Annotated in this window: 27 protein-coding genes; 14 read left to right on the forward strand and 13 right to left on the reverse strand. The window is 64.9% G+C overall.

Annotated elements, in window-relative coordinates:
• Positions 1-11: 11 nt before the first annotated feature.
• Entirely contained in the window at positions 12-590 is a 579-nt protein-coding gene (locus DBR47_RS16540) for a PEP-CTERM sorting domain-containing protein (protein WP_197047111.1), read from the reverse strand.
• 238 nt (positions 591-828) lie between these two features.
• On the opposite strand from DBR47_RS16540, the gene DBR47_RS16545 reads away from it, so the two are divergent.
• The 7 genes from DBR47_RS16545 (at position 829) to DBR47_RS16575 (ending at position 9631) form a co-directional block, all read left to right on the forward strand.
• Entirely contained in the window at positions 829-1278 is a 450-nt protein-coding gene (locus DBR47_RS16545) for an Rrf2 family transcriptional regulator (protein ID WP_124452046.1), read from the forward strand.
• A gap of 2 nt (positions 1279-1280) precedes the next feature.
• Positions 1281-2513 (forward strand): NnrS family protein, encoded by a 1233-nt coding sequence (locus DBR47_RS16550; protein ID WP_124452048.1) that lies wholly within the window; start codon positions 1281-1283, stop codon positions 2511-2513.
• A gap of 20 nt (positions 2514-2533) precedes the next feature.
• Positions 2534-2917 (forward strand): SirB2 family protein, encoded by a 384-nt coding sequence (locus tag DBR47_RS16555; protein ID WP_124452050.1) that lies wholly within the window; start codon positions 2534-2536, stop codon positions 2915-2917.
• A 48-nt stretch (positions 2918-2965) separates the two neighbouring features.
• On the forward strand, positions 2966-4060 hold the full coding sequence (locus DBR47_RS16560) for a carbohydrate kinase (RefSeq protein WP_124452052.1): 1095 nt from the start codon (positions 2966-2968) through the stop codon (positions 4058-4060).
• An 8-nt stretch (positions 4061-4068) separates the two neighbouring features.
• Positions 4069-5007 (forward strand): pseudouridine-5'-phosphate glycosidase, encoded by a 939-nt coding sequence (locus tag DBR47_RS16565; RefSeq protein ID WP_124452054.1) that lies wholly within the window; start codon positions 4069-4071, stop codon positions 5005-5007.
• Between the two features lie 221 nt (positions 5008-5228).
• On the forward strand, positions 5229-6515 hold the full coding sequence (locus tag DBR47_RS16570; RefSeq protein ID WP_124452056.1) for an efflux RND transporter periplasmic adaptor subunit: 1287 nt from the start codon (positions 5229-5231) through the stop codon (positions 6513-6515).
• Positions 6512-9631, forward strand: coding sequence for an efflux RND transporter permease subunit (locus DBR47_RS16575; protein ID WP_124452058.1), 3120 nt, complete (start codon positions 6512-6514; stop codon positions 9629-9631). The genes DBR47_RS16570 and DBR47_RS16575 overlap by 4 nt, the downstream gene beginning before the upstream one ends.
• A gap of 30 nt (positions 9632-9661) precedes the next feature.
• On the opposite strand, the gene DBR47_RS16580 is transcribed toward DBR47_RS16575, so the two are convergent.
• From DBR47_RS16580 to DBR47_RS16615, 8 genes are all read right to left on the reverse strand, one after another.
• Positions 9662-10648: a hypothetical protein gene (locus DBR47_RS16580; RefSeq protein ID WP_124452060.1), complete on the reverse strand. Its 987-nt coding sequence runs from the start codon at positions 10646-10648 to the stop codon at positions 9662-9664.
• 59 nt (positions 10649-10707) lie between these two features.
• Positions 10708-11343 carry a glycoside hydrolase family 25 protein gene (locus DBR47_RS16585; RefSeq protein WP_124452062.1) on the reverse strand — a complete coding sequence of 212 codons (636 nt, stop codon included), beginning with the start codon at positions 11341-11343 and terminating at the stop codon, positions 10708-10710.
• Between the two features lie 222 nt (positions 11344-11565).
• On the reverse strand, positions 11566-11901 hold the full coding sequence (locus tag DBR47_RS16590; protein WP_124452064.1) for a nuclear transport factor 2 family protein: 336 nt from the start codon (positions 11899-11901) through the stop codon (positions 11566-11568).
• A gap of 17 nt (positions 11902-11918) precedes the next feature.
• Positions 11919-12425 (reverse strand): low molecular weight protein-tyrosine-phosphatase, encoded by a 507-nt coding sequence (locus tag DBR47_RS16595; protein ID WP_124452066.1) that lies wholly within the window; start codon positions 12423-12425, stop codon positions 11919-11921.
• A gap of 2 nt (positions 12426-12427) precedes the next feature.
• Complete coding sequence (rpe, locus tag DBR47_RS16600) at positions 12428-13111, reverse strand: ribulose-phosphate 3-epimerase (RefSeq protein ID WP_124452068.1); 684 nt, start codon at positions 13109-13111, stop codon at positions 12428-12430.
• 90 nt (positions 13112-13201) lie between these two features.
• Positions 13202-13912 (reverse strand): glutathione S-transferase N-terminal domain-containing protein, encoded by a 711-nt coding sequence (locus DBR47_RS16605; protein WP_124452070.1) that lies wholly within the window; start codon positions 13910-13912, stop codon positions 13202-13204.
• Between the two features lie 97 nt (positions 13913-14009).
• The gene (locus DBR47_RS16610; protein ID WP_124452072.1) at positions 14010-15377 is read right to left on the reverse strand and encodes a glycerophosphodiester phosphodiesterase family protein; all 1368 of its coding nucleotides are present in this window, start codon (positions 15375-15377) and stop codon (positions 14010-14012) included.
• 91 nt (positions 15378-15468) lie between these two features.
• Positions 15469-16098 (reverse strand): DNA-3-methyladenine glycosylase I, encoded by a 630-nt coding sequence (locus DBR47_RS16615; protein ID WP_124452073.1) that lies wholly within the window; start codon positions 16096-16098, stop codon positions 15469-15471.
• A 91-nt stretch (positions 16099-16189) separates the two neighbouring features.
• Between DBR47_RS16615 and apaG the strand changes: the two genes are divergently transcribed.
• The 4 genes from apaG to DBR47_RS16635 all read left to right on the forward strand — a co-directional run bounded on the left by apaG (position 16190) and on the right by DBR47_RS16635 (position 21002).
• A complete protein-coding gene (gene apaG / locus DBR47_RS16620) occupies positions 16190-16564 on the forward strand; it encodes a Co2+/Mg2+ efflux protein ApaG (protein WP_124452076.1) in 375 nt (124 codons plus the stop codon).
• Positions 16565-16578: 14 nt separating this feature from the next.
• Positions 16579-18591, forward strand: a complete 2013-nt coding sequence (locus DBR47_RS16625) for a site-specific recombinase (protein ID WP_124452078.1) — start codon at positions 16579-16581, stop codon at positions 18589-18591.
• A gap of 102 nt (positions 18592-18693) precedes the next feature.
• Positions 18694-19938, forward strand: a complete 1245-nt coding sequence (locus DBR47_RS16630; protein ID WP_231512347.1) for a murein transglycosylase A — start codon at positions 18694-18696, stop codon at positions 19936-19938.
• 86 nt (positions 19939-20024) lie between these two features.
• Positions 20025-21002: a HEAT repeat domain-containing protein gene (locus DBR47_RS16635; RefSeq protein ID WP_197047112.1), complete on the forward strand. Its 978-nt coding sequence runs from the start codon at positions 20025-20027 to the stop codon at positions 21000-21002.
• Between the two features lie 25 nt (positions 21003-21027).
• Here DBR47_RS16635 and DBR47_RS16640 read toward each other — a convergent pair whose 3' ends face one another.
• Positions 21028-21315 carry a DUF427 domain-containing protein gene (locus DBR47_RS16640; RefSeq protein WP_124452082.1) on the reverse strand — a complete coding sequence of 96 codons (288 nt, stop codon included), beginning with the start codon at positions 21313-21315 and terminating at the stop codon, positions 21028-21030.
• Between the two features lie 53 nt (positions 21316-21368).
• Between DBR47_RS16640 and DBR47_RS16645 the strand changes: the two genes are divergently transcribed.
• From DBR47_RS16645 to DBR47_RS16655, 3 genes are all read left to right on the forward strand, one after another.
• The gene (locus DBR47_RS16645; RefSeq protein ID WP_231512348.1) at positions 21369-21623 is read left to right on the forward strand and encodes a hypothetical protein; all 255 of its coding nucleotides are present in this window, start codon (positions 21369-21371) and stop codon (positions 21621-21623) included.
• Between the two features lie 167 nt (positions 21624-21790).
• Positions 21791-21979, forward strand: coding sequence for a hypothetical protein (locus tag DBR47_RS16650; RefSeq protein ID WP_124452086.1), 189 nt, complete (start codon positions 21791-21793; stop codon positions 21977-21979).
• A gap of 95 nt (positions 21980-22074) precedes the next feature.
• On the forward strand, positions 22075-22968 hold the full coding sequence (locus DBR47_RS16655; RefSeq protein ID WP_197047113.1) for a TIGR02285 family protein: 894 nt from the start codon (positions 22075-22077) through the stop codon (positions 22966-22968).
• 18 nt (positions 22969-22986) lie between these two features.
• On the opposite strand, the gene DBR47_RS16660 is transcribed toward DBR47_RS16655, so the two are convergent.
• The 3 genes from DBR47_RS16660 to DBR47_RS16665 form a co-directional block, all read right to left on the reverse strand.
• Positions 22987-24651 (reverse strand): NAD(P)/FAD-dependent oxidoreductase, encoded by a 1665-nt coding sequence (locus DBR47_RS16660; RefSeq protein ID WP_124452090.1) that lies wholly within the window; start codon positions 24649-24651, stop codon positions 22987-22989.
• A 158-nt stretch (positions 24652-24809) separates the two neighbouring features.
• Positions 24810-24977, reverse strand: a complete 168-nt coding sequence (locus DBR47_RS24730) for a hypothetical protein (RefSeq protein WP_197047114.1) — start codon at positions 24975-24977, stop codon at positions 24810-24812.
• A 293-nt stretch (positions 24978-25270) separates the two neighbouring features.
• The gene (locus DBR47_RS16665) at positions 25271-25642 is read right to left on the reverse strand and encodes a methylglyoxal synthase (RefSeq protein WP_124452092.1); all 372 of its coding nucleotides are present in this window, start codon (positions 25640-25642) and stop codon (positions 25271-25273) included.
• Positions 25643-25671: the final 29 nt, after the last annotated feature.

A 25671-nucleotide genomic window follows, 5' to 3' on the forward strand; every position in this document is an offset into this window, starting at 1 on the left:
GCCGCCCGGCCTCAATCCGGGCTTGAGCGGCGGCGCCGCAAAGCCAAAAGGGCCAGCCCCCCCAAGGACAGCATGGCCCAGGTGGCCGGCTCAGGCACCGCCTGCAGCTGGAAGCTGACCGTGGCCTCATGGCTATAGCCCTGAGCCGGGATGGTCATGAACTCCATATTTCCCGGCGGCGAGAGCCACTCCGCGAAGAACACATTGGCATAGCTGCCCGATTGGGTTTTGTAGCCGAAGCCCTCGCCCGTCAGCTGGCCATCGGCCTTGATCCAGTTGTCCACCACGAAGGGCTCGTTGCCGGGGATGGCCGTGCCGGCGGGTTGCAGGCCGGTGATGAGGTCACCATTGCGCTGGCCGCTGATGGATAGGATTTCGTAGAAGCCCAGTGGATTGCTGCTCAGGCCGGTCGTCAAGGTGCCGGCCGCCGAGATACCGGCGCCGCTATAGCTCCAGTTCCACAACTGCACAGGCGTTGCGGCCGAGGCCAGGCCTGCGGCCAGCAGCCCGCCCAGCAAAAACAGGGGGGCCGCAGCGCGGCGCAGGGCCTTGGATGAAGGACGGTCGGTGTGCGAAAGAAGAGTCGTCATGACTTCGCTCCTTGAGTCTTGTGGTGAGGCCGAAAAGGCCGCATGAATATAGCCCGCCGTACTTGGCACTTTGTGATCAAGCTGTCCCCTGTTTGCGCTCGCCATGCCTGCCTCTGCAGGTCACAGCCCTCGCGCAAGCAAGGCTTTCAAGGCAGGCCGATATCAATAGATGTATATTCAATACATCTTTAAAGACCTGCCAGAAATTGCGCGACAAGACCGCCGAGCAAGGCCGCCCATGAAACTCTCCAGCTTCACAGACTACGCCCTGCGTGTGCTCATTTATCTGGCCAGCGACAGCAGCCGCCGCGCCACCATCGCCGAGATCGCCCAGGCCTTTCAGATCTCCGAGAACCATTTGATTAAGGTCGTTCATCTGCTGGGTCAAAAAGGCTGGGTGAGCACGGTGCGAGGCAAGGGCGGCGGACTCTCGCTGGCATATGCCGCGCAAGACATCGTGGTGGGCCAGGTGGTGCGCGACACCGAGGGCGCGGCCCTGCCGGCCGAGTGCTTCAACAGCGACGGCGGCCAGTGCTGCATCGCCCCCATCTGCCAGCTGCGCGATGTGCTGGCCGAAGCGGTCCAGGCCTTCTACCAAGTGCTGGACGCCTACACCCTGGCCGATCTGGTGCAAAAGCCCCAAGCCTTTGCCCGCCTGCTGTTTCGCGAACGCGCTCACAAGGCCTGACCATGAGTCAATTCATCAAGATCGAAGAACCCCTGCGCCCAAGCCCCAGGGCAGCGCAAACGTCACAGCCGCTGCCCGCCACCGGCCTCTTCGGCGGCGCGCTCTGGCGCCTGGGCTTTCGCCCTTTCTACCTGCTGGCCAGCGGATTTGCCGCCCTGTCCATTGCACTCTGGGCTTTGCAGTTCATGGGCTGGCTGCACGGCGCCTATTTGCAGGGGCCGCTTTGGCATGCGCATGAGATGTTGTTCGGCTACACCCTGGCGGTACTCGTGGGCTTCTTGCTGACCGCGGGGCGCAACTGGAGCAATCGCCCCACGCTCGCTGGCCCTGCCCTGGCTGGCTTGGCCTTGCTCTGGCTGGCCGGCCGGGTGCTGGTGCTCACGCCCTATGCCTGGGCCGCGGCCTTGGTGAACACAGCCTTCCCTCTCTGTGCCGCAGTCGCGCTGGCCCTGCCATTTATCGCCGCGCGCAATCGGCGTAACTACTTCTTCATCGCCCTGCTGGGGCTCTTGGGCCTGGCCCAGCTGAGCCTGCATCTGGCCCAGCTGGGCGTGATTCAGATCCCGCCCTGGGCGGGGCTGCAGCTGGGCCTGGACGTCTTGCTCTTCATCCTGGCGGTGATGGCCGGACGCGTCATTCCCATGTTCACCAACAACGGCGTGCGCGGCGCCAAGGCGCAGAAGCTGCCCTGGCTGGAACGCCTGGCCCTGGGCTCGGTGCTGGCCTTGCTTGCGGCCGATTTGCTGCGTCTGCCCGCCAGCGTTCTCAGCGCCTTGCTGCTCCTGGCCGCCGGCGCCCACCTCGCGCGCTGGCTGCTGTGGCAACCCTGGGCCACCTGGCGCGCGCCCCTGGTTTGGGTACTGCATCTGGCCTATCTGTGGATCCCCATCCACCTCCTGCTGCGCGCCGGGGCCGAAATAGCGGGGTGGCCGGCCTCGGCCGCCACCCATGCGCTCACCGTGGGCGCCATCGGCAGCCTGACCCTGGGCATGATGAGCCGCACCGCGCGCGGCCACACCGGCTTGAGCCTGCAAGCCGGGCGAGCCGAGCTGATCGCCTTTGTGCTGCTGGCCCTGGCCGCGCCGCTGCGGGTGTTCTTGCCCCTGTTCGCGCCGGCCCTGCTGCCGCTGTCGGTAGGCCTGGCTGCCGGCCTGTGGTCCACTGCGTTTGCGCTTTACTTCATCCGCTTCTGGCCGGTGCTGACGCGGCCGCGCGTGGACGGCAAACCCGGCTGAGGCAGCAAGACTTCAATCGCATGGATTACCTCGTTCTCAAAACCCTGCATCAAAGTCTGGTGGCCATTTCTATCAGCGGCTTCGTGGCCCGCGGACTGGGCCAACTGAGCGGCGCAGCCTGGGTGCACCAGCCCCTGGCCAAACGGCTGCCGCATCTGATCGACAGCCTGCTGCTGCTCTCGGCCCTGGCACTCCTGTGGACGCTGCACCTCAACCCGCTGAGCAGCGCTTGGCTGACGGCCAAGCTCATCGGCCTGCTGCTTTACATCGCGCTAGGCGTGCTGGCCTTGCAGGCCGGGCGACCACGATCGCAAAAAGCCCTGGCCTTTGTGGCGGCCCTGGTCACGGTGAGCTGGATGGTTTCGGTGGCGATCAGCAAAAGCCCCTGGGGTTTCCTGCACTGAATACAGACAATTGTTTTCAGCAAAGGACAATTGTTTTATAGTCCCGCCATGGACTCAAAGAAAGAACGCCTGCTGGCCCTGGTGCGCGCCAATCCCTTCATCGGTCAGCAGGAGCTGGCCGAGGCGCTGGGCCTGTCGCGCTCGGCCGTGGCCGGCCACATCGCGGCCCTGACCCGCGAGCGCCGCCTGCTGGGCCGGGCCTATGTGCTGCCCAAGGATCAGCCCATCGTCTGCCTAGGCGGCAGCAATATCGATCGCAAGCTGCGCGGCATCAAGCCTCTGTATCTGGGCAACTCCAACCCGGCAAGCCAGAGCGAAAGCTTTGGCGGCGTGGCCCGCAATGTGGCCGAGAACCTCGCCCGCCTGGGCCTGCCGGTGTGTTTGCTCACGGCCGTGGGGCAGGACGCGGCGGGCCTGGCCCTGCTGGCCCAGGCCAAGCAGCTAGGCATTGACACCAGCGGCAGCCTGAGCGCGCCCGACGCGCCCACTGGCAGCTACACCGCCGTCCTCAACCCCGACGGTGAGCTGCTGCTGGGCCTGGCACAGATGGATTTGTGCGAGCGCCTGAACCCCGATTTTTTGCGTCAATGCGCGGCCCAGCGCGCCCAGGCCGGCTTGCTCATGCTGGACCTGAACCTACCGCAGGACTCGGTGGCGGCCTTGCTGGCCGAGGCCCGTCTGAGCGGCACACCGCTGGTGGCCGTGGCCGTCTCCGGCCCCAAGATGGACCGCCTGCCCGAGGATTTGCAGGGCATGGATTTGCTGCTGCTCAACCGCGATGAGTTGTCGGCCTGCACCGGCATCAGCCTCAGCTCCGAGGCCGCCCTGGGCCGCGCGCGCAAGCAACTGAGCCAGCGCGGTCTCAAGCGGCTCTTGCTGACCGATGGCAGCGAGCCCCTGCGCTTTTGCGCGGACCTGGCCAACGCGGACTGGCAAACGCTGAAGCCGCCCAAGGTCAAGGTACGCGATGTGACCGGCGCGGGCGATGCCTTTGCCGCCGGCGTCTGCGCCGGCCTGCACCAGGACCCCGCCGATCTGCTCAGCGCCTGCAAGCTGGGCCTGCGCCTGGCCGCCCTGACGCTGCAAAGCGAGCGCAGCGTTTGCGCCGAACTCAGCCCCACCCTTCTGCAAACCACTGCCTGAACCGACCCATGACTGCCATCGCCTCTTTCGAACAATTCCTGGCTTTCTCCGACGAAGTGGCCGCCGCGCGCGCCGCCGGGCTGCCCATCGTGGCCCTGGAGTCCACCATCATTTCGCACGGCATGCCTTACCCGCAAAATGTGCAGACCGCGCGCGAGGTCCAGGCCATCATCCGCGCCGCCGGCGCGGTGCCCGCCACCGTCGCGGTGCTGGCGGGCAAGATCCGCATCGGCTTGTCGGATGCGGAGCTGGAACTGCTGGGCCAATCCCCCGAGGCCATGAAGGTCAGCCGCCGTGACCTGCCCTATGCGCTGGCCAGCGGCAAGATCGGCGCCACCACCGTGGCCGCCACCATGATCTGTGCCGAGCTGGCCGGCATCCGCGTCTTCGTCACCGGCGGCATCGGCGGCGTGCATCGCGGTGCCGAGACTTCCTTCGACATCTCGGCCGATCTGCAAGAGTTGGCCAGAACCTCGGTGGCCGTGGTCTGCGCCGGGGCGAAGTCGATTCTGGACATCGCCCTCACCCTGGAGTATCTGGAAACCCACGGCGTGCCGGTGCTCAGTGTGGGCCAGGACAATTTCGCCGCCTTCTACACCCCGGACAGCGGTCACCGCGCCGACTTCCGGCTCGACAGCGCCGCCGAGCAAGCCCGCTTCTTGCAGACCAAATGGGCCTTAGGCCTGCAGGGCGGGGTGGTGATCAGCGTGCCCGTACCCGCCGCCGAGGCCATGCCCGGCAGCGAGATCGCGGCCATCACCGAACAAGCCCTGGCCGAGGCGGCAAGCCAAGGCATCCAGGGCAAGGCGGTCACGCCTTTTCTGCTGGCCCGCATCAAGGCCTTGACCAGTGGCCGTAGCCTGGCCAGCAATATCGCCTTGGTGAAAAACAATGCCCAGGCTGGCGCGGCCCTGGCCTTGGCCCTGACGGCGCAATCCCACGGCTGATTTTTTGGCTTTTGTGCGCGGCAAGCCCCGGCTTTAACACGGCAGAAATACGCTGGCGCTAGCCCTCGCGTAAGCTCTTCTTCTTGGGCAAGGGACCAGGGTCTCCCCCTATCCCTGGATCGCCGGACCGCGGTCAGGTGCCTGTGGAATTCATGTCCAATGGATAGGATCGCCTCTGAGCGGCCAATCCCAAACGGACCCAGAAGAAGAAAGTTAGAAGCATGCGCCGTCAGCCAATCGCTGTGTTCTTGACCCTGATTGCTCTCGCCATCGCCGCAGGCTGGTGGTGGAAGAAAACCGAGGCGGCAGCAAAGGCCGCCGCCGACCCCAGTCACAGCACGGCCAGCAAGGCCCCATCAAAGGACGGCAGGGCCGGCGCGGCGCCGGTGCAGATGGTCGGGGTGGTCAGCGCCCTGCAGATGGATGTGCCGGTAACGCTGGAGGCCTCGGGCACGGTGACGGCGCTCAAGACCGTGGACCTGCGGGCCCAGACCACCAGCACCATCAAGGAGGTGTTGATCAAGGAAGGCCAGGACGTCAGGCGCGGCGACTTGCTGTTCCGCTTTGACGAGCGGGCCGACCGCGCCAATCTGGACAAGGCGCGCGCCCAACTGGCCCGCGACCGCGCCACCTTGGCCGACCTGGACCGCCAGTACAAACGCGCCAAGGATCTGCTGGCACAGAACTTTGTGGCACAAGGTGCGGTGGACACCGCCCTGGCCAATCTGGAAGGGCAGCGCGCCCTGATCCAGTCCGACGAGGCCGCCGTGCAATCGGCCCAGATTGCGCTCAGCTACAACGAAATCCGCGCCCCGATGAATGGCCGCAGCGGCATCATCAATGGGGTGCCGGGCAGCTTGGTGCAGGCCAACGCCAGCACCCTGCCCCTGGTCAGCATCACCCAGCTCGACCCCATCGCCGTGGGCTTTGCCCTGCCCGAGACCCAGCTGGCCCCGCTGCTGCGAGCCAGCAGCCCCAAGGACGCTGCCAAGTCCGCGCTACAAGCCCAGGTGCTGCTGCCAGGCGCCAAGCTCAAACCTGATGAGCCGCCGCTGCTGGGCCGGGTGAGCTTTGTGGACAATTTGGTGGACAGCACGACCGGCACCATCAAGGTCAAGGCCGAGTTCGAGAACAGTCAACACAAGCTCTGGCCAGGCCAGTATGTGCAGATCCGCATGACGCTGCGCACGCTCAAGGACGCGGTGGTGATCCCGCAAGCCGCCATCATCCAGCGCGGCAACGAGCGTTCGGTCTACATCGTCGAGACCCAGGGCGAGGCCAAGACGGCACAACTCAAACCCGTGCAGATCCGCCATGTGTTTGGCGAGATGGCGGCGGTGGACGGCATCTCGGCAGGCGCCCAGGTGGTGCTGGATGGCAAGCAAAACCTTAGACCCGGCGGCAGCGTCAAGACGCAAGCGGCGGCGGTGAACCCGGCGGCGGCTGCAGCGTTGGCCAAACGGGCCGCTTCAGCGGCATCGGCATCGGCATCGGCGGCTCAACCATGAACTTGACGGAGCTGTTCATCCGGCGGCCGGTGATGACCGTGCTGCTGAACATTGCCTTGGTGATTGCCGGTCTGGCGGCCTGGGGCAAGATCCCGGTGGCGGCCCTGCCGTCCTACAACACCCCCATCATCAATGTGCAGGCCTCGCTGCCGGGGGCCTCGCCGGAGACCATGGCCTCCTCGGTGGCCTTGCCGCTGGAGAAGCAGTTCTCCACCATCGCCGGCCTGACCACCATCTCCAGCACCAACACCCTGGGCTCCACATCGCTGACCCTGGAGTTCGACCCCTCGCGCAATATCGACGCGGCGGCGGTCGATGTGCAGGCGGCACTGTTCCGCTCGCTGCGCGCCCTGCCCACCGAGATGAGCTCGCCGCCCTCTTATCGCAAGGTCAACCCGGCGGATGCGCCGGTGCTGATGGTGGCGCTGACCTCGCCCTCCATCAATCTCTCGGACCTGAATGACTTTGCCGAGAACCTGATCACCCCGGCCCTGTCCACCATTAACGGCGTGGCGCAAGTCGCCATCTACGGGCAGAAGCGCTTTGCCGTGCGTATCAAGGTCAAGAACGAGTTACTTCAGCAGCGCAATATCACGCTGGAAGAGCTGCAAGGCGCGATCAAGGGCGCCAATGCCAACACGCCTGTGGGCGTGCTGGACGGCACGCGCCAGACCCTGACCATCCAAGCCAATAAGCAGCTGCGCAATGCCGCCGAGTTCGGCGCCATCGTGGTGGCGGCGCGCAACGGCGCACCGGTCTATCTGCGCGATGTGGCCGAGGTGCAGGACAGCTTTGAGACTGTCAAGTCCTTCTCCAACTACAACGGCGAGCGATCCATCGTGCTGGCCGTGCAGCGCCAGCCCGACGCCAACACTGTCAAGGTGGTGGACGCCGTCAAGGCCATGCTGCCGCGCTTTGCCGCTCAGCTGCCCGCCTCGGTGCAGATGGACACTTTGAACGACCGTTCCATCTCCATCCGCGAGTCTCTGCACGACGTCTACTTCACCCTGGCCCTGACCGTGGCCTTGGTGGTGCTGGTGATCTTCCTCTTTCTGCGCCGCATGGTGGCCACCGTCATCCCCACGCTCTCACTGCCCATCTCCCTGATCGGCGCCCTGACCCTGCTCTATGCCCTGGGTTACAGCCTGGACAATATTTCCCTGCTGGGCATCACCCTGGCCGTGGGCCTGGTGGTGGACGACGCCATCGTGATGCTGGAGAACATTCACCGCCATATCGAGGACGGCATGGCGCCTTTTGACGCAGCCATCCGTGGCGCGCGCGAGATGTCTTTCACCATCGTCTCCATCTCCATCTCCCTGGTGGCGGTGCTGATCCCCATCTTCTTCATGCCCGGCGTCATCGGCCTCTTGTTCCACGAGTTCGCCGTCGTCGTCTCGCTGGCCATCCTGGTTTCGGCCGGGGTCTCGCTGACCCTGGTGCCCATGTTGTGCAGCCGCTTCCTCAAACCCCATGCGCATACCGAGGAGAGCGCGCTGGGCCGGGTGTTCGAGCGCGGCTTCGATGCCGTGCTGTGCGCCTACACCCGCTCGCTGGACAGCGCACTGCGCCACCGCGGCTGGGTGCTGGGCGTGGCCCTGCTGAGTTTTGTGACCACGGCCTGGTTCTACATCGTCATCCCCAAGGGCTTTTTCCCGGAGGAAGACATCGGCCAGATCCGCGCCAGCACCGAGGCTTCGGAGGACATCTCCTTCGCCGCCATGACGGTGCTGCAAGAGCGCGTCGCTGAAGTGGTGAAGAACGACCCGGCGGTCGCCGCTGTCTCCGCGGCCGTGGGCGGCGGCGGCGGGGGTGGCAATGTCAACACCGGCCGGCTCTTCATCAATCTCAAGCCACGAGGCGAGCGCCCGCCCATGCCCCAGGTGCTGGAAGGTCTGCGCAAAAAGCTGCGTGCCGTGCCCGGCATCGCCGTCTATCTGCAGCCGGTGCAGAACCTGCAGCTGGGGGGCAAGCAAAGCAAGAGCCGCTACCAGTACATCTTGCAATCGGTCAGCGCGGGCGAGCTCAATACCTGGGCCGTCAAGCTGCAAGACAAGCTGCGCAATGACCCCGTGTTCCGCGACGTCACCAGCGACTCCCAGCTGCGCGGCCTGCAGGCCAATCTGCTCATTGACCGCGAACGCGCCACCATTCTGGGCGTGCAGATGCAAGACCTGCGCAGCGCGCTCTACGACGCTTTTGGCGAGCGCCAGGTTTCCAGCATCTACGCCGAGAGCAATACCTACCAGGTCATCATGGAAGCCAGTGATGGCGACCGCCTCAGCGAAGACGCCTTCAACAAAATCTATCTGCGCGGCCGCAATGGCGCCCTGGTGCCGCTCACGGCGTTCGCCAGCGTCAAGCGCGAGTTGGGCCCGACGGCGGTCAATCACCAAGGTCAATTGCAGGCCATCACCCTGAGCTTTAATCTGGCGCCCGATGTGCCCCTGGGCGTGGCCACAGCCAAGCTGGACGGCTATGCCAAGGAGATCCAGCTGCCCTCCACCATCATCACCAGCTACGGCGGGGATGCGGCGGTGTTCCAGGACTCGCAAGGCGGGCAGCTGCTCTTGATTGGCCTCGCCATCGCGGTGATCTATGTGCTGCTGGGTGTGCTGTATGAAAGCTATATCCACCCGCTGACGATTCTGGCCGGCCTGCCCTCGGCGGCGGTGGGCGCGCTGATCACCTTGCAGCTCTTTGGCATGGAGTTGACCCTGATCGCCACCATCGGCATCTTGATGCTGATCGGCATCGTCAAGAAGAACGCCATCATGATGATCGACTTCGCGCTGGACGCGCAGCGCAGTGGCGGCATGAGCCCGCCCGAGGCCATACGGCAAGCCTGCATCCTGCGCTTCCGCCCCATCATGATGACGACGCTGGCGGCCTTGATGGGCGCTCTGCCCATCGCCCTGGGCCTGGGCGCGGGGGCCGAGCTGCGCCAGCCCCTGGGCCTGGCCGTGGTGGGCGGCCTGATCTTGTCGCAGGCGGTGACGCTTTACATCACCCCGGTGATTTACCTGGCCCTGGACCGCTTCAGCGGCAAGGGGCCGGATATGCGCGAGGTGGCGCCGGCGCCAATGACGGTCGCGGCGGTGAGACCGCAGCACTGAGCGGAGGCGGCGAGCGCAGGCCCGCCCCGTTCACTCCCCAGCGCCGGATGCCGGCGTCGCGGGCTGAGCCGCGGGCAGAGCTTGAGTCGGCGCGTTCTTCAGCGCCTCCAGCTGATCGGCCAAGGCCTTGGCCCGCGCTTCGGCGGCACGGGCCGACGCGAGGGCTTCGTTACGAGCCTTCTCGGCCGTCGCGGCGCGCTCGATCAGGCTGTCCTCCTTGGCCTTTTGCGCCCTCGCCACTTGCTGGCTGGACTCCCGCGCCGCCGCCAATTCCTTGGCCCCCGGCGTGGGGCCGACCTCCAGATTGCCATCCGTGCCTATCGAGACCTTGGCCTGATCCAGCGAGGTGCTGACGATCTCGCGCGCCATCGTGTGGGTGCAGATATCGGCATAGCGCTCCAGACGCCGGTAGATGCCCAAGACCGTGGCGCCGGTCTTGGCCGCCTCGGTGCTCAAGGCCTGCTCCTGATCGTCCAGCAGCTGCATGATTTTTTGCTTGACCTTTTTGCCATTGGGCGCGCCTAGAAAGGAGGACTCCAAATTGTTGGAGATGCCCTCGTAAGCGGTATTGCCCGCGCCGTACACCGCCACAAACGCGGGTGCGGCCTTGCCAATGCCTAGCAAGGCGGTACCGAGCTGACGGATCACGTTGTAGTTGGCATCCTGAAAGTCTTTGGACAGCTGGCTATTGGCCAGGGTATTGAACCAGCGCAGGCACTGCACCTGCACCACCGCCACCCCGGCATTGGCATAACTCTGTAGTTGCTCGGGCGTCACCGCCTTGCCTGCCCGGTCCGCCTCGGCGAAAGCCTGCAGATAACGGTCCAGCGGCAGGGTGAAGGTATTGATCTCGCTGCCCTGGGCGGCGACGGCCGGCACGGCCATCTTCAGATCGGCATGCAAGGGCGTGGGATTGATGGGCAGCTTGGGCATGGCGCCGCAGGCGGCCAGACTGGCAAGCAAGACCCAAGAAAGACGGCGCAGCAGCACGGTCTTGGCAGTTTGAGAGTTGTCCATGCAGCACTCCTCACAAGGATCAAGCTTTCGACAAACCAGGCGGCAAGCCGGGAGGCGAGCTATTGAAAGCGCTCGGCCTGCCAGAAGGCCTGCAGCTGGGCTGCCGTGCCATTGAACTGGTCGCGATCGCAGCGGCCGATGCCGGGCAGCTCATGCGGGGGCGGGCCAAAGCCACCATCGGTGTACTGCCACAACGTCCACTTACTCCAGATCTTGGGCACCAGGGGCGCTGGCCCATACTGAGCCAGCCATAGCCAGCATTGCGACAACTCGGTCTGCGCTGGCTTGCTGATGCCGGCTTGCTGCAAGGCTTCTTTGATGGTGTGGCCGGAGTAAAGCCCCGGATAACGTCCGGTGGCCTGTTTGACCTGATGCACAAACTGCTCGGCCTCCAGCAAGCTCATATCGTGACCTTGCGGATTGGGTTCGAAGTCCAGCACCAGGACCGCCCCTGTTTTGACGGTGGACAAAAAGAACTCGGCCTGTGCCTGGGCATCCCCTGCGACGCCAAAGTGATAGGCGCCAAACAAGAGCCCTGCGGCCTCGATACGCTGGCGGTGGTCATGCAGGGTCGGGTCGCGGTACAGCGTGCCCTGCGTGGCCTTGTGGAACACCGCCAGCAGGCCGGCGGCCTTGGCCTGCTCGAAGCTGCTGATCTGGTTGTGATGCGAGATGTCGACGACGGCATTCAACATGATGGCGTTCACTCCTACAAAGCTTGCGGCGGGTGGGCCCCGTTGGGGACAGACCTTGGCGACTTAGCTTGGGGTCAGGTCTTGCTCGGGCTTGCAGCGCACCGGCGGCAGCGCCTAGCCCAGCGGTCCGCGTTGGCGCATTGTGGAGACGCGAGGATGGCTGCGCCAGCGCTGGCGACGCGGCGGATACTCAGCTTTGATGAGCTGGCGGGGCAGCCCGGCTCAGGGGCGGCCCAAATACGCCCGTATTGCGCAGATCCGGCCGGCGGCGTCGAAGTCGATCACATCGACCACGCGCAGATCGATGCGCCCGTTGACGAGGATCTTCAGCTCGGCGGCCAGGCTGGGGCCCTTGCCGTGCAGGGCCAGGATGTCGATGGCCAGGCTGTCGGCGCCGGCAAAATTCTTGCGGGTTTCATCCAGCGCAGCGGCCTTGCCGCTGACGCTGATATTCCAGTCGCGCAGCTGGATGTCCTCAGCGAACAAATCGGCCACGGCCGCCAGGTCCTTGCTGGCATAGGCTTGCAGATAGGCCCGCACAAGGGCTTGGTAATCCATGGCGGGCAGCGCCAGGCTCAGGCCGCGTTTTGCGCCTCGGCGGCGCGGATTTGGCTGTCGATCAGGCCTTGCAAGCCCTGGCCCAGCAGGCCCAGCACCCGGTCGAAGGCGACGACGGGGCTGAAATAGGGGTCGGGGATTTCATGCCCGGCCAGGCCAGGCGCGAAGTCCAGCAGCAACTTCACGCGCGACTGCAGATGCTGCGGGCACAGGCGGCGCAGATCGTCCAGATTTTCCAGGTCCATGGCCAGGACCAGATCGAAGCGCTCGAAGTCCTCGGGCACGACACGACGGGAGCGGAACTTGCGATCCGCCTTGAGCCCGGTTCTTTGCAAGGCGGCGGCGGCGCGCGCATCCACGGTCTGCGGGCGCGGTGCGGCACGGGTGCCGGCCGACTCGACCCGGTTGGGATCCAGCGGCGCGGCCGGCCCCATGGCGATCAACAAGGCCTTGAGCACCGTCTCGGCCATGGGCGAGCGGCACAGATTGGCGGTGCAGACCAGCAGAACCGAGGGCGTCGCCACGATCAACGCGCCAGTTCTTGACGCATGGCGTCGATCACGGCCTTGTAGTCGGGCTTGCCGAAGATGGCCGAACCGGCCACAAAGGTGTCGGCACCGGCATCAGCGATCTGGCGAATATTGTCGACCTTGACGCCGCCGTCGATCTCCAGACGGATGTCGCGGCCGCTCTTCTCGATGATCTTGCGGGCCGCTTCCAGCTTCTTCAGGGCGCTGGGGATGAAGCTCTGGCCACCAAAGCCGGGGTTGACGCTCATGATCAGCACCAGGTCGACCTTGTCGATCACCCACTCCAGCACGTCCAGCGACTCGGCCGGGTTGAACACCAGACCGGCCTGCTTGCCCTCGGCCTTGATCAGCTGCAAGGTGCGATCCACATGCTTGGAGGCATCGGGGTGGAAGCTGACCAGATCGGCACCGGCCTTGGCGAAGGCCACGGCCAGGCTGTCCACTGGCTCCACCATCAGGTGCACATCGATGGGGGCAGGTGTGCCATCTGGCTTGACCGAATGCTTGCGCAAGGCCTCGCAGACCATGGGCCCGAAGGTCAGATTGGGGACGTAATGGTTGTCCATCACGTCGAAGTGAATCCAGTCGGCCCCGGCCGCCAAGACATTGCGCACTTCTTCGCCCAGGCGGGCAAAGTCGGCCGAAAGAATGCTGGGGGCGATACGGAAAGTCTTGTTCATGGGAAAGGGCGGACCAGGAAATATGTGCCCGAATTCTAGGGCCTGCGTCCGGGCCCACCATCCCTCATGTGCAAGGGGGCCAACGCAGGCTCAGGCCGGGATCTTCAGCCCGCTTTGCACGGCGGGCCTGGCCAAGAAGGCGGACAGCACCCGCTGCACTTCGGGGAAATCCACAAATCCCACCAAATCGCCTGCGGCGTAGAAGTCGATCAGATTGTTCACCCAGGGGAAGATGGCGATGTCGGCAATGCTGTAGTCCGCCCCCATCATCCAGGCGCGGCCGGCCAGATGTTGATTCAGCACCGAAAGCAGGCGGCGCGATTCGGCCGCGTAGCGATCACGCGGGCGCTTGTCCTCAAAGTCCTTGCCCGCGAATTTGTGGAAAAAGCCCAGCTGACCAAACATGGGGCCCACGCCGCCCATCTGGAACATCAGCCACTGCAGCGTCTGATAGCGCGCGGCTGCATCGCGGGGCAGGAACTGGCCGGTCTTCTCGGCCAGGTAGATCAGGATGGCGCCGGACTCGAACAAGGCCAGGGGCTGGCCGCCGGGGCCATCGGGATCGACGATGGCGGGGATCTTGTTGTTCGGGTTGAGCGACAGGAACTCCGGCGAGAGCTGATCATTGCTGGCAAAGCTGACCAGATGCGGTTCATAGGCCAGGCCCGTCTCCTCCAACATGATGGAGACCTTGACCCCGTTGGGCGTGGGCAGGGAGTAGAGCTGCAGACGCTCGGGGTGGCGGGCCGGCCATTTATCGCTGATGCGGGGCCGGGCGGGGTGGTCTGGCGAGGCGGGCATGGGTTCTCCGAGTCAATCGTTCAAGTTCGATCGATTGTCAGGGCCAACACAAAGCCCTTGCCCGGGCCAAGGCTGTCCAGCAGCCCTGGACCCCGGTTCAGCGCCCCATTTCTTTCAGATAGCGCTTGCGCGCGTCAAAGGCGGTGCCGGCGAAGTCGCTGAACACACCGTCCACGCCTGCCCGGTAATAGGCCAGGTACTCGGCCACCGGATCGCCCTGGTAGACGCCAGCCAGGCGGCTGGCCTCGCTGCGGAAGGTGTAGACGTGGACGAACAAACCGGCCTTGTGCGCGTCGGCGATCACGCTGCTGGGCGTGACCTTGTTGACGGCCTTCAGCCCACCCGTGCCATCGGGCGAGGTGTGCAGCATGACTTGCGGCTTCCAGGGGCCGATGCCGTCGGCATAGCTTTTGATCTCGGCCAAACCCGCCGGGGTCAGCAGAACGCCGAAGTAACGCGGGTCACCGGCGACCGTCCAGCTGTAGGGGCGGCCGGAGATGAAGTTCCATTCATCGGGCTGCTGATAAATCATCTCGCCGGTTTTGTAATTGACGTCATTGCCGTCGATCAGCTGCACAGCGCGCGCCTGCATGCCCGCGGCGCGCAGGTATTTGAGCGTCGGCGGGTCAAAGCTCTGCACAAAAATGGGCGCATCGCGGCTGTCCAGCTTGTTGTCGCGAATGGCTTTGAGGAAGATGTCTTCAAACGGGCGCTCGCCCGTGCCGCAGCCATTGGCCTTGGCCTGGGCGTTGTTCCAGACCGGGTTCTTCAGCTCGGGGTAGACGCTCAGCGTGCGGCCGCTGGCCTTGCTCTTGGCCACGGCAATATCGATGACTTCCTGGAAGGTGATCACCGGGTATTTGCCGTTCTGGGCCGTGGCCTGCACCCGGTCCTTGGCGTTGTCGTAGCTGGTGCCACCCAGCCACTTCTTCAGCTCGGCGGCAGTGAAGTCGCTGACCGACCAGTCGCCGGTATGGTCTTCACCATCGACCACCAGGGACTTGAGCACCGACTTGGGGTCCTTTGGGTCGGTCAGATCGCTCAGATAGGTCGCCGGGCCGCCGTAGAGCGCCACATCGTATTTGACCGGCACCTTGACGCCCGGCACCGTGCGCTTGCGGGCGGCCAGCTCGGCATTGGTCTTGGCGACCTCGGCGATATTGGTGTTATCGCTGAGCCAGGGGTTGTGGCGGGCGATCAGCTGGCAGTCCTTGCTGAGGTGCAGGTCCAGCTCCAGCGAATCGGCACCAGCATCGGCCGCGCCTTCGTAGGATGGGCCGGTTTCCTCGGGGAACAGGCCCGGCAGGCCGCGATGGCCGATCACCAGCGGGTCCGCGCCGCCCAGAGTAGGCAGGGGCGTGAGCACCTCTCCGCCGCCGCAGGCCACCAAAGTGAAGCTGGTGGCCAGGGAGGCCAAGACCAGGGCGGTCGGGGCGAACTTATTGTTCTTGGACGGGGTGTTCATGCGCTTTTTTTGAGGAAGTTGGGAGATGGGCGCAGTGTGCCCAGCCCAAGTGTCCAGCGCATGACAGAGCCAGGACCTTGACTTCAAGCTGTCAGCGCGGTCGCTTGAAGGCCGCGCGGGCCTTGGCCGTTTGCTCGCGGGTCACGCAGCCATGGGCATGGTCATTGATCAGACCCATGGATTGGATGAAGGCATACATGGTGGTGGGGCCGACAAACTTCCAGCCGCGCTTTTTCAAGTCTTTGGACAAGGCGCGTGAGGCCTCGGACTCGGTCAGCATTTGCGGCTCGGGCTCATCGCCGCCCTCCTGCTGCGGCTCAAAGCGCCAGATATAGCGGGCCAAGGAGCCCTGCTCGGCCACCAACTCCAGGCAGCGCTGGGCATTGTTGATGGCCGCCTCGATCTTGCCGCGATGGCGCACGATGCCGGCGTCCTGCAGCAGGCGCTCCACATCGGCCGGGCCGAAGCGTGCGACCTGCGCAAAATCAAAACCAGCGAAGGCGGCGCGAAAGCCCTCGCGCTTGTTCAAAATCGTGCGCCAGGACAGGCCGGACTGAAAGCCCTCCAGACACAGCTTCTCAAACAGGCGCTTGTCATCTGCGACCGGAAAGCCCCATTCGGTGTCGTGATAGCGCAGATAGGCCTCGTCCCCGGCCGCAGCCGCACACCAGCGGCAACGTGGCCAACCATCGGGAGGCAGATAAAGCGTTTCAAGACTCATGGGCGACTCGCGGTAGCTAGAAGGTAAAGACCCGGGGCGCCAGCATAGCCCCGACACACAGGTTTACAGAGCGTCGACCTAGAATCACGCCATGGCAAATCCTCAATTCAAATGCAGCGTCCAGGTCGAAGTCTTGGCCGAACAGACGCAAGTCGAGCAAGGCATTCATGCCTATAGCTACACCATCACGATTGAGAACACGGGCGATATCACCGCCCAGCTGATCGCCCGCCACTGGACCATCGTGGATGCACGCGGCCACGAGCAGACGGTGGACGGCTTGGCCGTCGTCGGCCACCAGCCCTTGCTGGCGCCGGGCCAGTCCTTCAAGTACAGCTCCTGGGCGCAGATCGCCACCCCGCAGGGCAGCATGCGCGGCCGCTTTCTGTGCGTGACCGAAGATGCCGAGGTCTTCTACACCGAAGTGCCTGAGTTCATGCTGGCCGATAGCGGCGCCCTGCATTGAGCCTGCTCTCGCCCATGCTGATCCGCCCCGCCAAGACCTGGGATCTGACGGCCCTGCTCAATGCCGCCGATCCCCGCGCCCAACTGGCCGCTCGCAATCTGTGGCTGGCCCGCTTGCTCGAATGGCTGCGCCACCCGGCCAGCCGCGAGGAAAGCGCCAGCCAGACGCCGCTGCCCCTGCTGCGCCTCAAGCACCTGCTCAATGTGCTGGACCGCCACCCCGAACATGCCAAGCCCATCGCCGAGTTGCTGAACAGCATCTGGCGCGATGTGGAGGCCGTCGGCCTGTTTGCCGATGTGGGCTTCGCGCCGCGCGTGGCCTTGTGGAGCGAGTGCTTCCATCGCCTGCGCCTGCACCTGCTGCCGCGCACCGCCGACACCGATGACCTGGCCGAGCTCTTCGACCTGCTCTTCCCCGAAGAGTCGGACGAGCAATGGCTCTTGGCCATGGACGAGGACTTGATCCAACGCCTGAGCGACCTGCTGGCCCTGGGCCAGGCCGCCCCCCAGGCCGGCACGCCCAAGCCCTGGATAGAACCCATGCTCAGCGGCCTGACGGCCTTGGTCAGCGCCGTGCGCTCCTCCGGCCTGAACGGCACTCTGCGCCGCCGCATGAGCGTGGAGCTGCTAGGCACTCGCCCTTTTGAACAACTGGCCAGCGCCTGCGAATCCCTGATCCAAGCCTTGCACGGCCAGGATCAGGCCGCCATCCAGCAAAGCCTGCAATACCTGCGCGCCCTGCTGGAGGCCTGCCACCGCGCCGCCGCTAGCGTGCCCGAGCATCTGGAGCAGTACGGCGTGTCGGTGGACATCATGTTTGCCGTCGAGCAATTGCTGGCCCGCATTCAACGCATCGAGGCCTTGCTGGACTGCCTGTCCGGCGAGCATCCCCAGCAGGAGCTGGTGCGCCTGCTGGCCACCCTGGTGCGGGTCGGCCACGAGCGGCGCAGCATTCGCACCCTGTTTGCCAGCCACTACTCCCTGCTGGCCCGCAAGGTGGCCGAGCGCAGCGCCGAAACCGGCGAGCACTACATCACCCGCGACCGTGCCGACTACCGCCTGATGCTGCGCCACGCGGCGGGTGGCGGCGCCATCATCGCCGGCACCACCTTCGTCAAATTCCTGGTCATGGCCCTAGGGCTGAGCGCCTTGTGGAGCGGCTTCTGGGCCGGCGCCAATTACGCCGCCAGCTTTGTCATCATCCATCTGCTGCACTGGACGGTGGCGACCAAACAACCGGCCATGACGGCGCCGGCGATGGCGCAGAAGCTGGAGCACATCGAGACCGAAGAAGGTCTGCAGAGCTTTGTCGACGAGGTGGCCAATCTGCTGCGCTCACAGATGGCCGGCATCCTCGGCAATTTGGCCGTGGTGGCGCCGGTGGTGCTGGGCGTGCAAGTGCTCTGCCAGCTGATCTTCGGCGCGCCCCTGGTCGGGCCGCAACAGGCAAATTACGTCTTGCACAGCCTCACCTTGCTGGGGCCCTCGCTGATCTTCGCCGCCTTCACCGGGGTGCTGCTGTTCAGCAGCAGCTTGATCGCGGGCTGGGTGGAGAACTGGTTCGTCTTCCGCCGCCTGGATGCTGCCATCGCCTGGAACCCCGGCCTGATCGCCCGCCTGGGCGCCGCCCGCGCCCAGCGCTGGGCGCATTGGTGGCGGGCCAATATCAGCGGCGTGGCCGCCAATGTCTCACTGGGTCTGATGCTGGGCCTGGTGCCGCCGGTGCTGGGCTTTATCGGCCTGCCGCTGGACGTGCGCCACGTCACCTTGTCCACCGGCCAATTGGCCGCGGCGGCCGGCGCCCTGGGACCTGACATTCTCAAGCTGAGCGCCTTCTGGTGGTGTGTGGCCGGCATCGCCTGCACAGGCGTGCTGAATCTGGGCGTTAGCTTTTATCTGGCGATGAAGGTGGCGCTGCGCTCGCGCGGCATTCGCCTGAGCGACCGTGCGCGGGTGACGAGCGCCATCTGGCAGCGTCTGCGCGAGCAGCCCCGCAGCTTCTTTCTCCCGCCCAAGCAAAGCCAGTAAACAAAGTCAACACGGGACGATCAGCGCGGCGGATCGTCCTGAGAATCAACGCGCCGCTCCCCGCTCTTGCGACCCGAAAACATGGTCCACCACACAATAAAAATGAGCAGCGCCAAGGCGGCCAAGGCCTCCAGCAAAATCACAAGCATGTCATCGGCCTCGGTTTCTGGAATGCTGCGCTCCGTGGCAGCGCTGGCGATTCTAGGGCTGCTGGCCGCCTGCTCCACGCCGCCGACAGCGCTGACCCCGCCCAATGCCACAGCGGGCAAATCCACGCCCAGCCTCGGCGAGCCTCGCAGCAGCGAGACTGAAAGCCCGCCGCAACGCAATCGCCAGGTGCTGCTGCGCGAGCGCTCGCGTTGGGTCGCCGCCGACTGGAGTGAATTGCCCGGCTGGGGCGAGGACCGCGCCAGCGAGCTCTGGCCCGCCCTGCTGCAAGGCTGTGTGCGCCCCGCGCCCGGCTGGGCTGAGGTCTGCGCCCAGGCCCGCATGGAAGCGCCGCAAAACGATGCCGAGGCCAGCCTGTGGCTGATGCAACATCTGCGCCCCTACCGGGTGGAAAGCCTGGAGGGCGAGGGCCAAGGCCTCTTGACCGGCTACTTCGAGCCTCAGCTGGAGGCCAAACGCCGACCGCAAGGCAGCTTCCAGGTGCCGGTGCATGCAGCGCCGGCTGATCTGCAACAGCGCCGGCCCTACTTCACCCGCCAGCAGATCGAGAGCGAGCCGCAGCTGCGGGCGCGCCTGCGCAAGCATGAGCTGGCCTTCCTGGACGACCCCTTGGATTTGCTGGTGCTGCAGATCCAGGGCTCGGGCCGCCTGCGCATCAGCGCGCCGGACGGCAGCGAGCAATGGGTGCGCATGGCCTTTTCCGGCCATAACGACCAGCCTTATCAATCGGTGGGCAAGGCCTTGATCGAGCGCGGCGAACTGCGCCCCGGCGAGGCCTCCTGGCCGCAGATCCGCGACTGGCTGCGCCGCAACCCCCTGCGTGCCAGCGAGGTCTTGTGGAGCAATCCGCGCTACGTCTTCTTCCGCGAGGAACCTTTGGGCGACCCCAACAAAGGCCCGCGCGGCGCCCAGGGCGTGCCTTTGACTCCGGGCCGTTCGGTGGCAGTGGACCGGGCCAGCATCCCCTACGGCACCCCTTTGTGGCTGGACAGCCTGGACCCCTTGAGCCTGCAGCCCCTGCGCCGCCTGGCCATGGCCCAGGACACCGGCAGCGCCATCACCGGCGCCGTGCGGGCCGACTACTTCTGGGGCTGGGGCCGCGAAGCCGAGGCCCAAGCCGGCCGCATGAAGAATCCGCTACGGCTATGGGCTTTGTGGCCCATGGGCAATGCCCCCTGAGGAAGGAATGGCATTCCCCTAGCCTCGGCGCGTGCACTCCGTCGATACACTCTCGCGGTCAAAACACGCCCGGAGCGAGGATCTCTATGTCTTTACTTTTCCGCCCCCTGCGCATCGCCGCGCTCATCTCCCTGACCGTATTGGTCAGCGCCTGTGCCCCCAAGAGCTATCTGGTCAAGACGCCCAGCCCCTCGGGCCTGAATGGCACGACTGCAAACTCGGTGCCGGCCAAGCTGAGCGTCGTGGATCAACGCAAGGGTGCCGAGCGCGACTTCAGCACCGGCATTCTGCCCGCGGGCCTGTCGACCAGCAGCGGCCCCATCCAGCCCGCCAGCTTTCTGGCCGAGACCCTGCAGGCCGAGCTGAACTCCCGCGGTCTCGCGGTCAAGGTGTCTAGCGAAGCCGCAGATCAAAGCCTGCAGTTGCAGACCTTCCGGATGGTGAACCATCGCACCAGCGGCTTCTCACCCTTCATCACCTTCACCTATCTATCGGCCGATGTGGACACCCCGTCTGGCAAGAAGCGCGTGGCCGCCTTCGTCAAGCGCGGCAAGGTGCCGGTCTGGTCTTTTGATGAGGTGATCGAACCCACGCTCAATGAACCGCTGAGCTTGGCCGTCAAGGAACTCGCCAGCAAGATTGCGGCCAAGAGCTATGGCTGGCGCGCCAGCGACAAGCAACTGGACGCCTTGCTGGCCAAGCTGGACAAGCCCAAGCTGGAAGGCCCTGACTATCTGGACGTCTATGCCCTGGGTTTCAGCAACCACCCACGTGCCATCGAGCGTGTGACACAACTCAGCCAACACGCCGATGAATACGTCCGCTTGGCGGCCATTTCCTCTCTGGGCACCCTGGGCGCCAACCAACAGTTCAACTTCCTGAAGGGCCTGTACGAGCGCCGCGAAGGCAGCTGGCAGGATAGGGCCATGGCCATCAAGGCGATTGGCGATCTGGACACGGCGGAGTCTCGCGAGTTCCTCGCCGCCCAGGCCAAGCGCTGGGAAAGCGCAGGCAGCGACAAAGAATCGCTGTGGACCTTGCAGATCATTCGCCTGTACTTGTAAGTCGGGTGAACGAGGGCTGACCGGTTCAGTCCTCAATAATCTGCACACCCTTCCAGAAGGCAAAGCGGCCCTTGATCTCGGCCGCGGCCTCGGTCGGCTCCGGGTAGAACCAAACCGCGTCGGGGTTCATCTCGCCATTGACGAACAGGCTCAGGTAATGCGCCTGGCCCTTCCAGGCGCAGCCTGTGCGATGGTTGCTGAAGCTGGTGTACTCGCGCTTGAGCGACTCGGCCGGGAAGTAGTGATTGCCTTCCACCAAGACCGTGTCATCGCTCTCGGCGATCACGACGCCGTTCCATACCGCTTTTTTCATGCTGCGCTCCGTTTTCTGGCTTGAATGCGCGGGACTATAGCGAGCAGCGCCCCTTGCCCGACAATGCGGGGGTGAAACGCTATTACTCTCATCTCGGCAAAGACATCTTCATCACCGCCGGCTCGGCCAAGGAATTGGCACCCGGCAGCTTCGGCATCTGCGCCATCGGCGGCGGCGCCGAAGGCTGGTCCATCGTCCACATAGGTCCTGAAGGCGATGTAGCCGATCTGGGGGGCGAGTACTACTTCGCAACGCCCGAGGAAGCACTGGAGTTCGTCAAGGAATTGATCCAGATCATGCCGGCTTGAAGCACCCAGGGTGCTTTCGCAACAGCCGGGGCGTGTAAATTTCCATTTCTCCAGAGACCGCACATCGAAAGAAAAACGCAAGTTAGACCCCACTAAGATGCGCCACCCGAGGTGCTAGCAAAAGGCTGCTGTTTCGGGCGCATGCCTCTTTCACTTGCCACCTTTCGATGACCCCTTCACTTCTCTACGTACTCATTGCCCTGAACGGTCCCGGCTGGCATGGCGCCCTCACATTGAAAGAGTTCAAGGAGGCCGGGCGCTGCGAGGCTGTGTTGCAGCAGTTGGAAAAGGTCGAGCAAGGCGAACGCCGCTACCGCTGCATGACCCTGGTCGTCAACGGAGCCAAGGCCAAGTAAACCACCCGTGCCGCGCCGACATGCCTCTAGCTCGGGCGCTCCGAGCGACGCAGCCTAAACTGCGAGCCTGGACGTCCAGCCCCAAGACCGACCTCATGAACTTGCCTTTGCAGTTAACGGTGTTCCTGGGCCTTGCCGCCGTGCAAGTCACGGCCTGGGCCTATCCTGGCGCAGGGGCGCAGGCCTCGGAGGCTGCCGAGGTCGAGGTGAAGCACATCCTTTGGCTGCATGCCGATGCCAGCAAGGAAAACGGTGTGACGGCCTACATCAGCGCCCGCCTGCCCAAGATCAAGCACGAGCGCCTGTCGGTCAATGCCTTGCGCAGCTGGCAGATGATCGAACGCGGCGAGCATGTCTGCCGCCCCAACACCATACGCACGCCTCAGCGCGAGCGCCAAGCCTATTTCACCGACACCATGCTGGCACCCCCGGTCGAGTTGCTGGTGCGCCGCGACAAGCTGAACCAGCTGCCACGCAATGCGGAGGGCGAAGTCGATCTCAAGCGCTTGCTGGAACAGGGGCGACTGCGCGGAGCTGCCGCCAAGGGTCGCAGCTACGGCGAGTATGTGGACGGCTTGCTGAGCAGCGCCAGCGCCAGCGCCGGCAGCAGCAAGTCTTTCACCCTGTACGCCACCGAAGGCGTTGGCCTGCGCTTGCTGGATATGTTGGCGCGCGACCGTGCCGACTATTTGATCGAGCACGATGGCGGCCTGCAGCAGATGCGACAGAGGAATCTGGGCGCCGAAGAATTCACCAGCCTGCCCATCCAGGGCGCTAGTGAGGCGCCCGTGGCGGGCATCGCCTGCCCCCGCACGCCCTGGGGTCTGGCGGCGATACGGGCCATAGACCAGGTGATAGGCACGCCCGCCGGCGCGGCCGAGCTGCGCCGCAGCACCAAAGAGTGGCTGAGCCCCGAGGCTCAGCAACGCATGGCCACCCAGATCAAGCAGTTCTACCAGCGTCGGGCCCAGCCCAGCGACCCGCGCTGAAGACCCGAGCGGCGCCGCTCAGTCCGCCTGCGCCAGCAGGGCCGCGCCCAGGGCCTCGGCCACCTCGATGCCGTCCACACCGGCCGACATGATGCCGCCGGCATAACCCGCGCCTTCACCGGCGGGATAGAGGCCCTTCACATTGAGGCTTTGATAGTCGCGGCCACGGGTGATACGCAGGGGCGAGGAGGTGCGGGTCTCCACACCCGTCAGCACCGCATCGGCCATGGAGAAGCCGCGGATCTGGCGCTCAAACGCGGGCAAGGCCTCGCGGATCGCATCCAGGCAGTAGCCGGGCAGGCTGCCATTACCTTTTTGCTGCAAATCGGTCAGCGTGACGCCGGGCTTGTAGCTCGGTTCCACATTGCCCAGCACGCGGCTGCGCTGGCGCTTGATGAAGTCACCCACCAGGGCGCCGGGTGCCTTGTAGCCGCCCTCGCCCAGCTCGTAGGCACGCGATTCCCAGATGCGCTGGAAGGCCATGCCGTCCAGCGGGCTGACCGGGCCTTCCGTCTTGCCGTCCTGGCGATAGTCCTGCGGGCTGATGCCCACGACGATGCCGGCATTGGCATTGCGTTCATTGCGCGAATACTGGCTCATGCCATTGGTGACCACGCGCAGGGGCTCAGATGTAGCCGCCACCACCGTGCCACCGGGGCACATGCAAAAGCTGTAGACCGAGCGGCCATTCTTGGCGTGGTGCACCAGCTTGTAGTCGGCCGCGCCGAGGATCTCGTTGCCGGCATTGGGCCCGAAGCGGGCCGCGTCGATGATGCTTTGCGGATGCTCGATGCGATAGCCGATGGAGAAAGGCTTGGCCTCCATGAACACGCCGCGCTCGTGCAGCATGGTGAAGGTGTCGCGGGCGCTGTGGCCCAGGGCCAGCACGACGTGATCCGTGCGAATCTGCTCGCCCGACTCTAGAACCACGCCGCGGATGTGATCTTGTTCGATCAAGACATCCGTCACCTTCTGCTCGAAGCGGATCTCGCCGCCCAGAGCTTCGATCTCGGCGCGCATCTTGATCACCATGGACACCAGGCGGAAGGTGCCGATATGGGGCTTGCTGACGAACAGGATTTCTTCCGGCGCGCCGGCCTTGACGAACTCGGTCAAGACCTTGCGGGTCAGGTGGCGCGGGTCGGAGATCTGGCTCCACAGCTTGCCGTCGGAGAAGGTGCCGGCACCGCCCTCGCCGAACTGCACATTCGATTCGGGGTTCAGCTCGCTCTGGCGCCACAGGCCCCAGGTGTCCTTGGTGCGCTCTCGCACCTGCTTGCCGCGCTCCAGCACGATGGGCCGTAAGCCCATCTGGGCCAGGATCAGGGCCGCAAAAATGCCGCAGGGGCCGAAGCCGATCACCACCGGCCGGGGTCGCTGCTGGGCATAAAAGTCTGCCGGCGCATGGCCGACAAATTTGTAATTCGTATCGGGCGAGGGCTTGATGTGGGCATCCGCCGCAAAGCGCTGCAAAAGCTCGGCTTCCAGCGCGGCTGGCAACTCGCAGTCGATGGTGTAGATCAGCTGGATGGCCGACTTCTTGCGCGCGTCGTAGCTGCGCTTGAAGACGGTGAAGCCCAGCAGCTGCGTCGCATCCGTGAGACCCAGGCGTTGTTCAATGGCGGGCCGCAGAGCGTCCTCGGCATGATCCAGCGGCAGGCGAAGTTCGGTGATGCGAAGCATGGCGGTGATTCAGTGTTCAGCAAGAAAGGAGCGCAGATCCGTCCAGCACAGGATTGGATCGCTCAAAAAAACACAGGCCCTGCCGAATGGTAGGGCCTGTTGTTCTCAGCACGGGCACCCGATTCAGCCAAGAACCGGGACCACAAGCTGGCAAGGGCTTAGCCGCCGTTGCTGCAACGCTTGCCGGGGTTCTTCTTGCTGCGGGTGTGCGAGCCGCGCTCCAGGCTGACCTTTTGGCCGCGGGGAGCAGTGAAGGTCACGCCATTAGGAGCGGCGGGACGGGGGGTAGCGCGACGTGCGGCTTCGGTAACGATTTTGTTGCCCATGAATGGCTCCGGTACAAGGAATTGGATGCTGATAAAAGCAGACGATCTCCAACCCGCTGCCGCGGCCCTGCCCTCCGCAACCCTGGGCAACAAGCGCCCGGGGACCGAAATACAAAGCCAAACCCGGCGCGCCAAAGTTGGAATGAACCGCGCATTTTACGGTGTTCTGAGGCGGAACGGCTCACAGGCCTCAATTCGGGCCTGTTTTGCCACGTTTGGGCCCAGAAAAACCGTGGGGAAACGGCTGCTGAAGCGGCATCGGCCGCGGTCGAAGGTCCGACAGACTCCTGGGCTCAGGCCGCCAAGCTCAGCTGGCGCAGCAGCAAATAAGCGCCGGCACGGTTGGTGGCGCAGGGAATGTTGTGCACATCACAGGCCCGCACCAGGGCGTTGATATCGGGTTCATGCGGCTGGGGCGTCATCGGGTCGCGCAGGAACACGACCGCATCGACCTCGCCCACCGCCAGGCGGGCGCCGATCTGCAAATCACCGCCATGCGGGCCGCTGAGCAGGCATTCCACCCTCAGGCCGCATTCGCGCTGCAAGCGCCCGCCGGTCGTGCCGGTGGCCATCAGCTGACAGCGCTGCAAAAAGGGGCTGAACTCGGCCGCCAGGGCCACCATCTCGTTTTTCTTGCCGTCGTGGGCGATGAGCGCAATCTTCATGCTCACAATCTTAGGCCGCAGGAGTTACC

Source organism: Paucibacter sp. KBW04, from assembly GCF_003852425.1.
Taxonomy (GTDB): Bacteria; Pseudomonadota; Gammaproteobacteria; order Burkholderiales; family Burkholderiaceae_C; genus Paucibacter_A.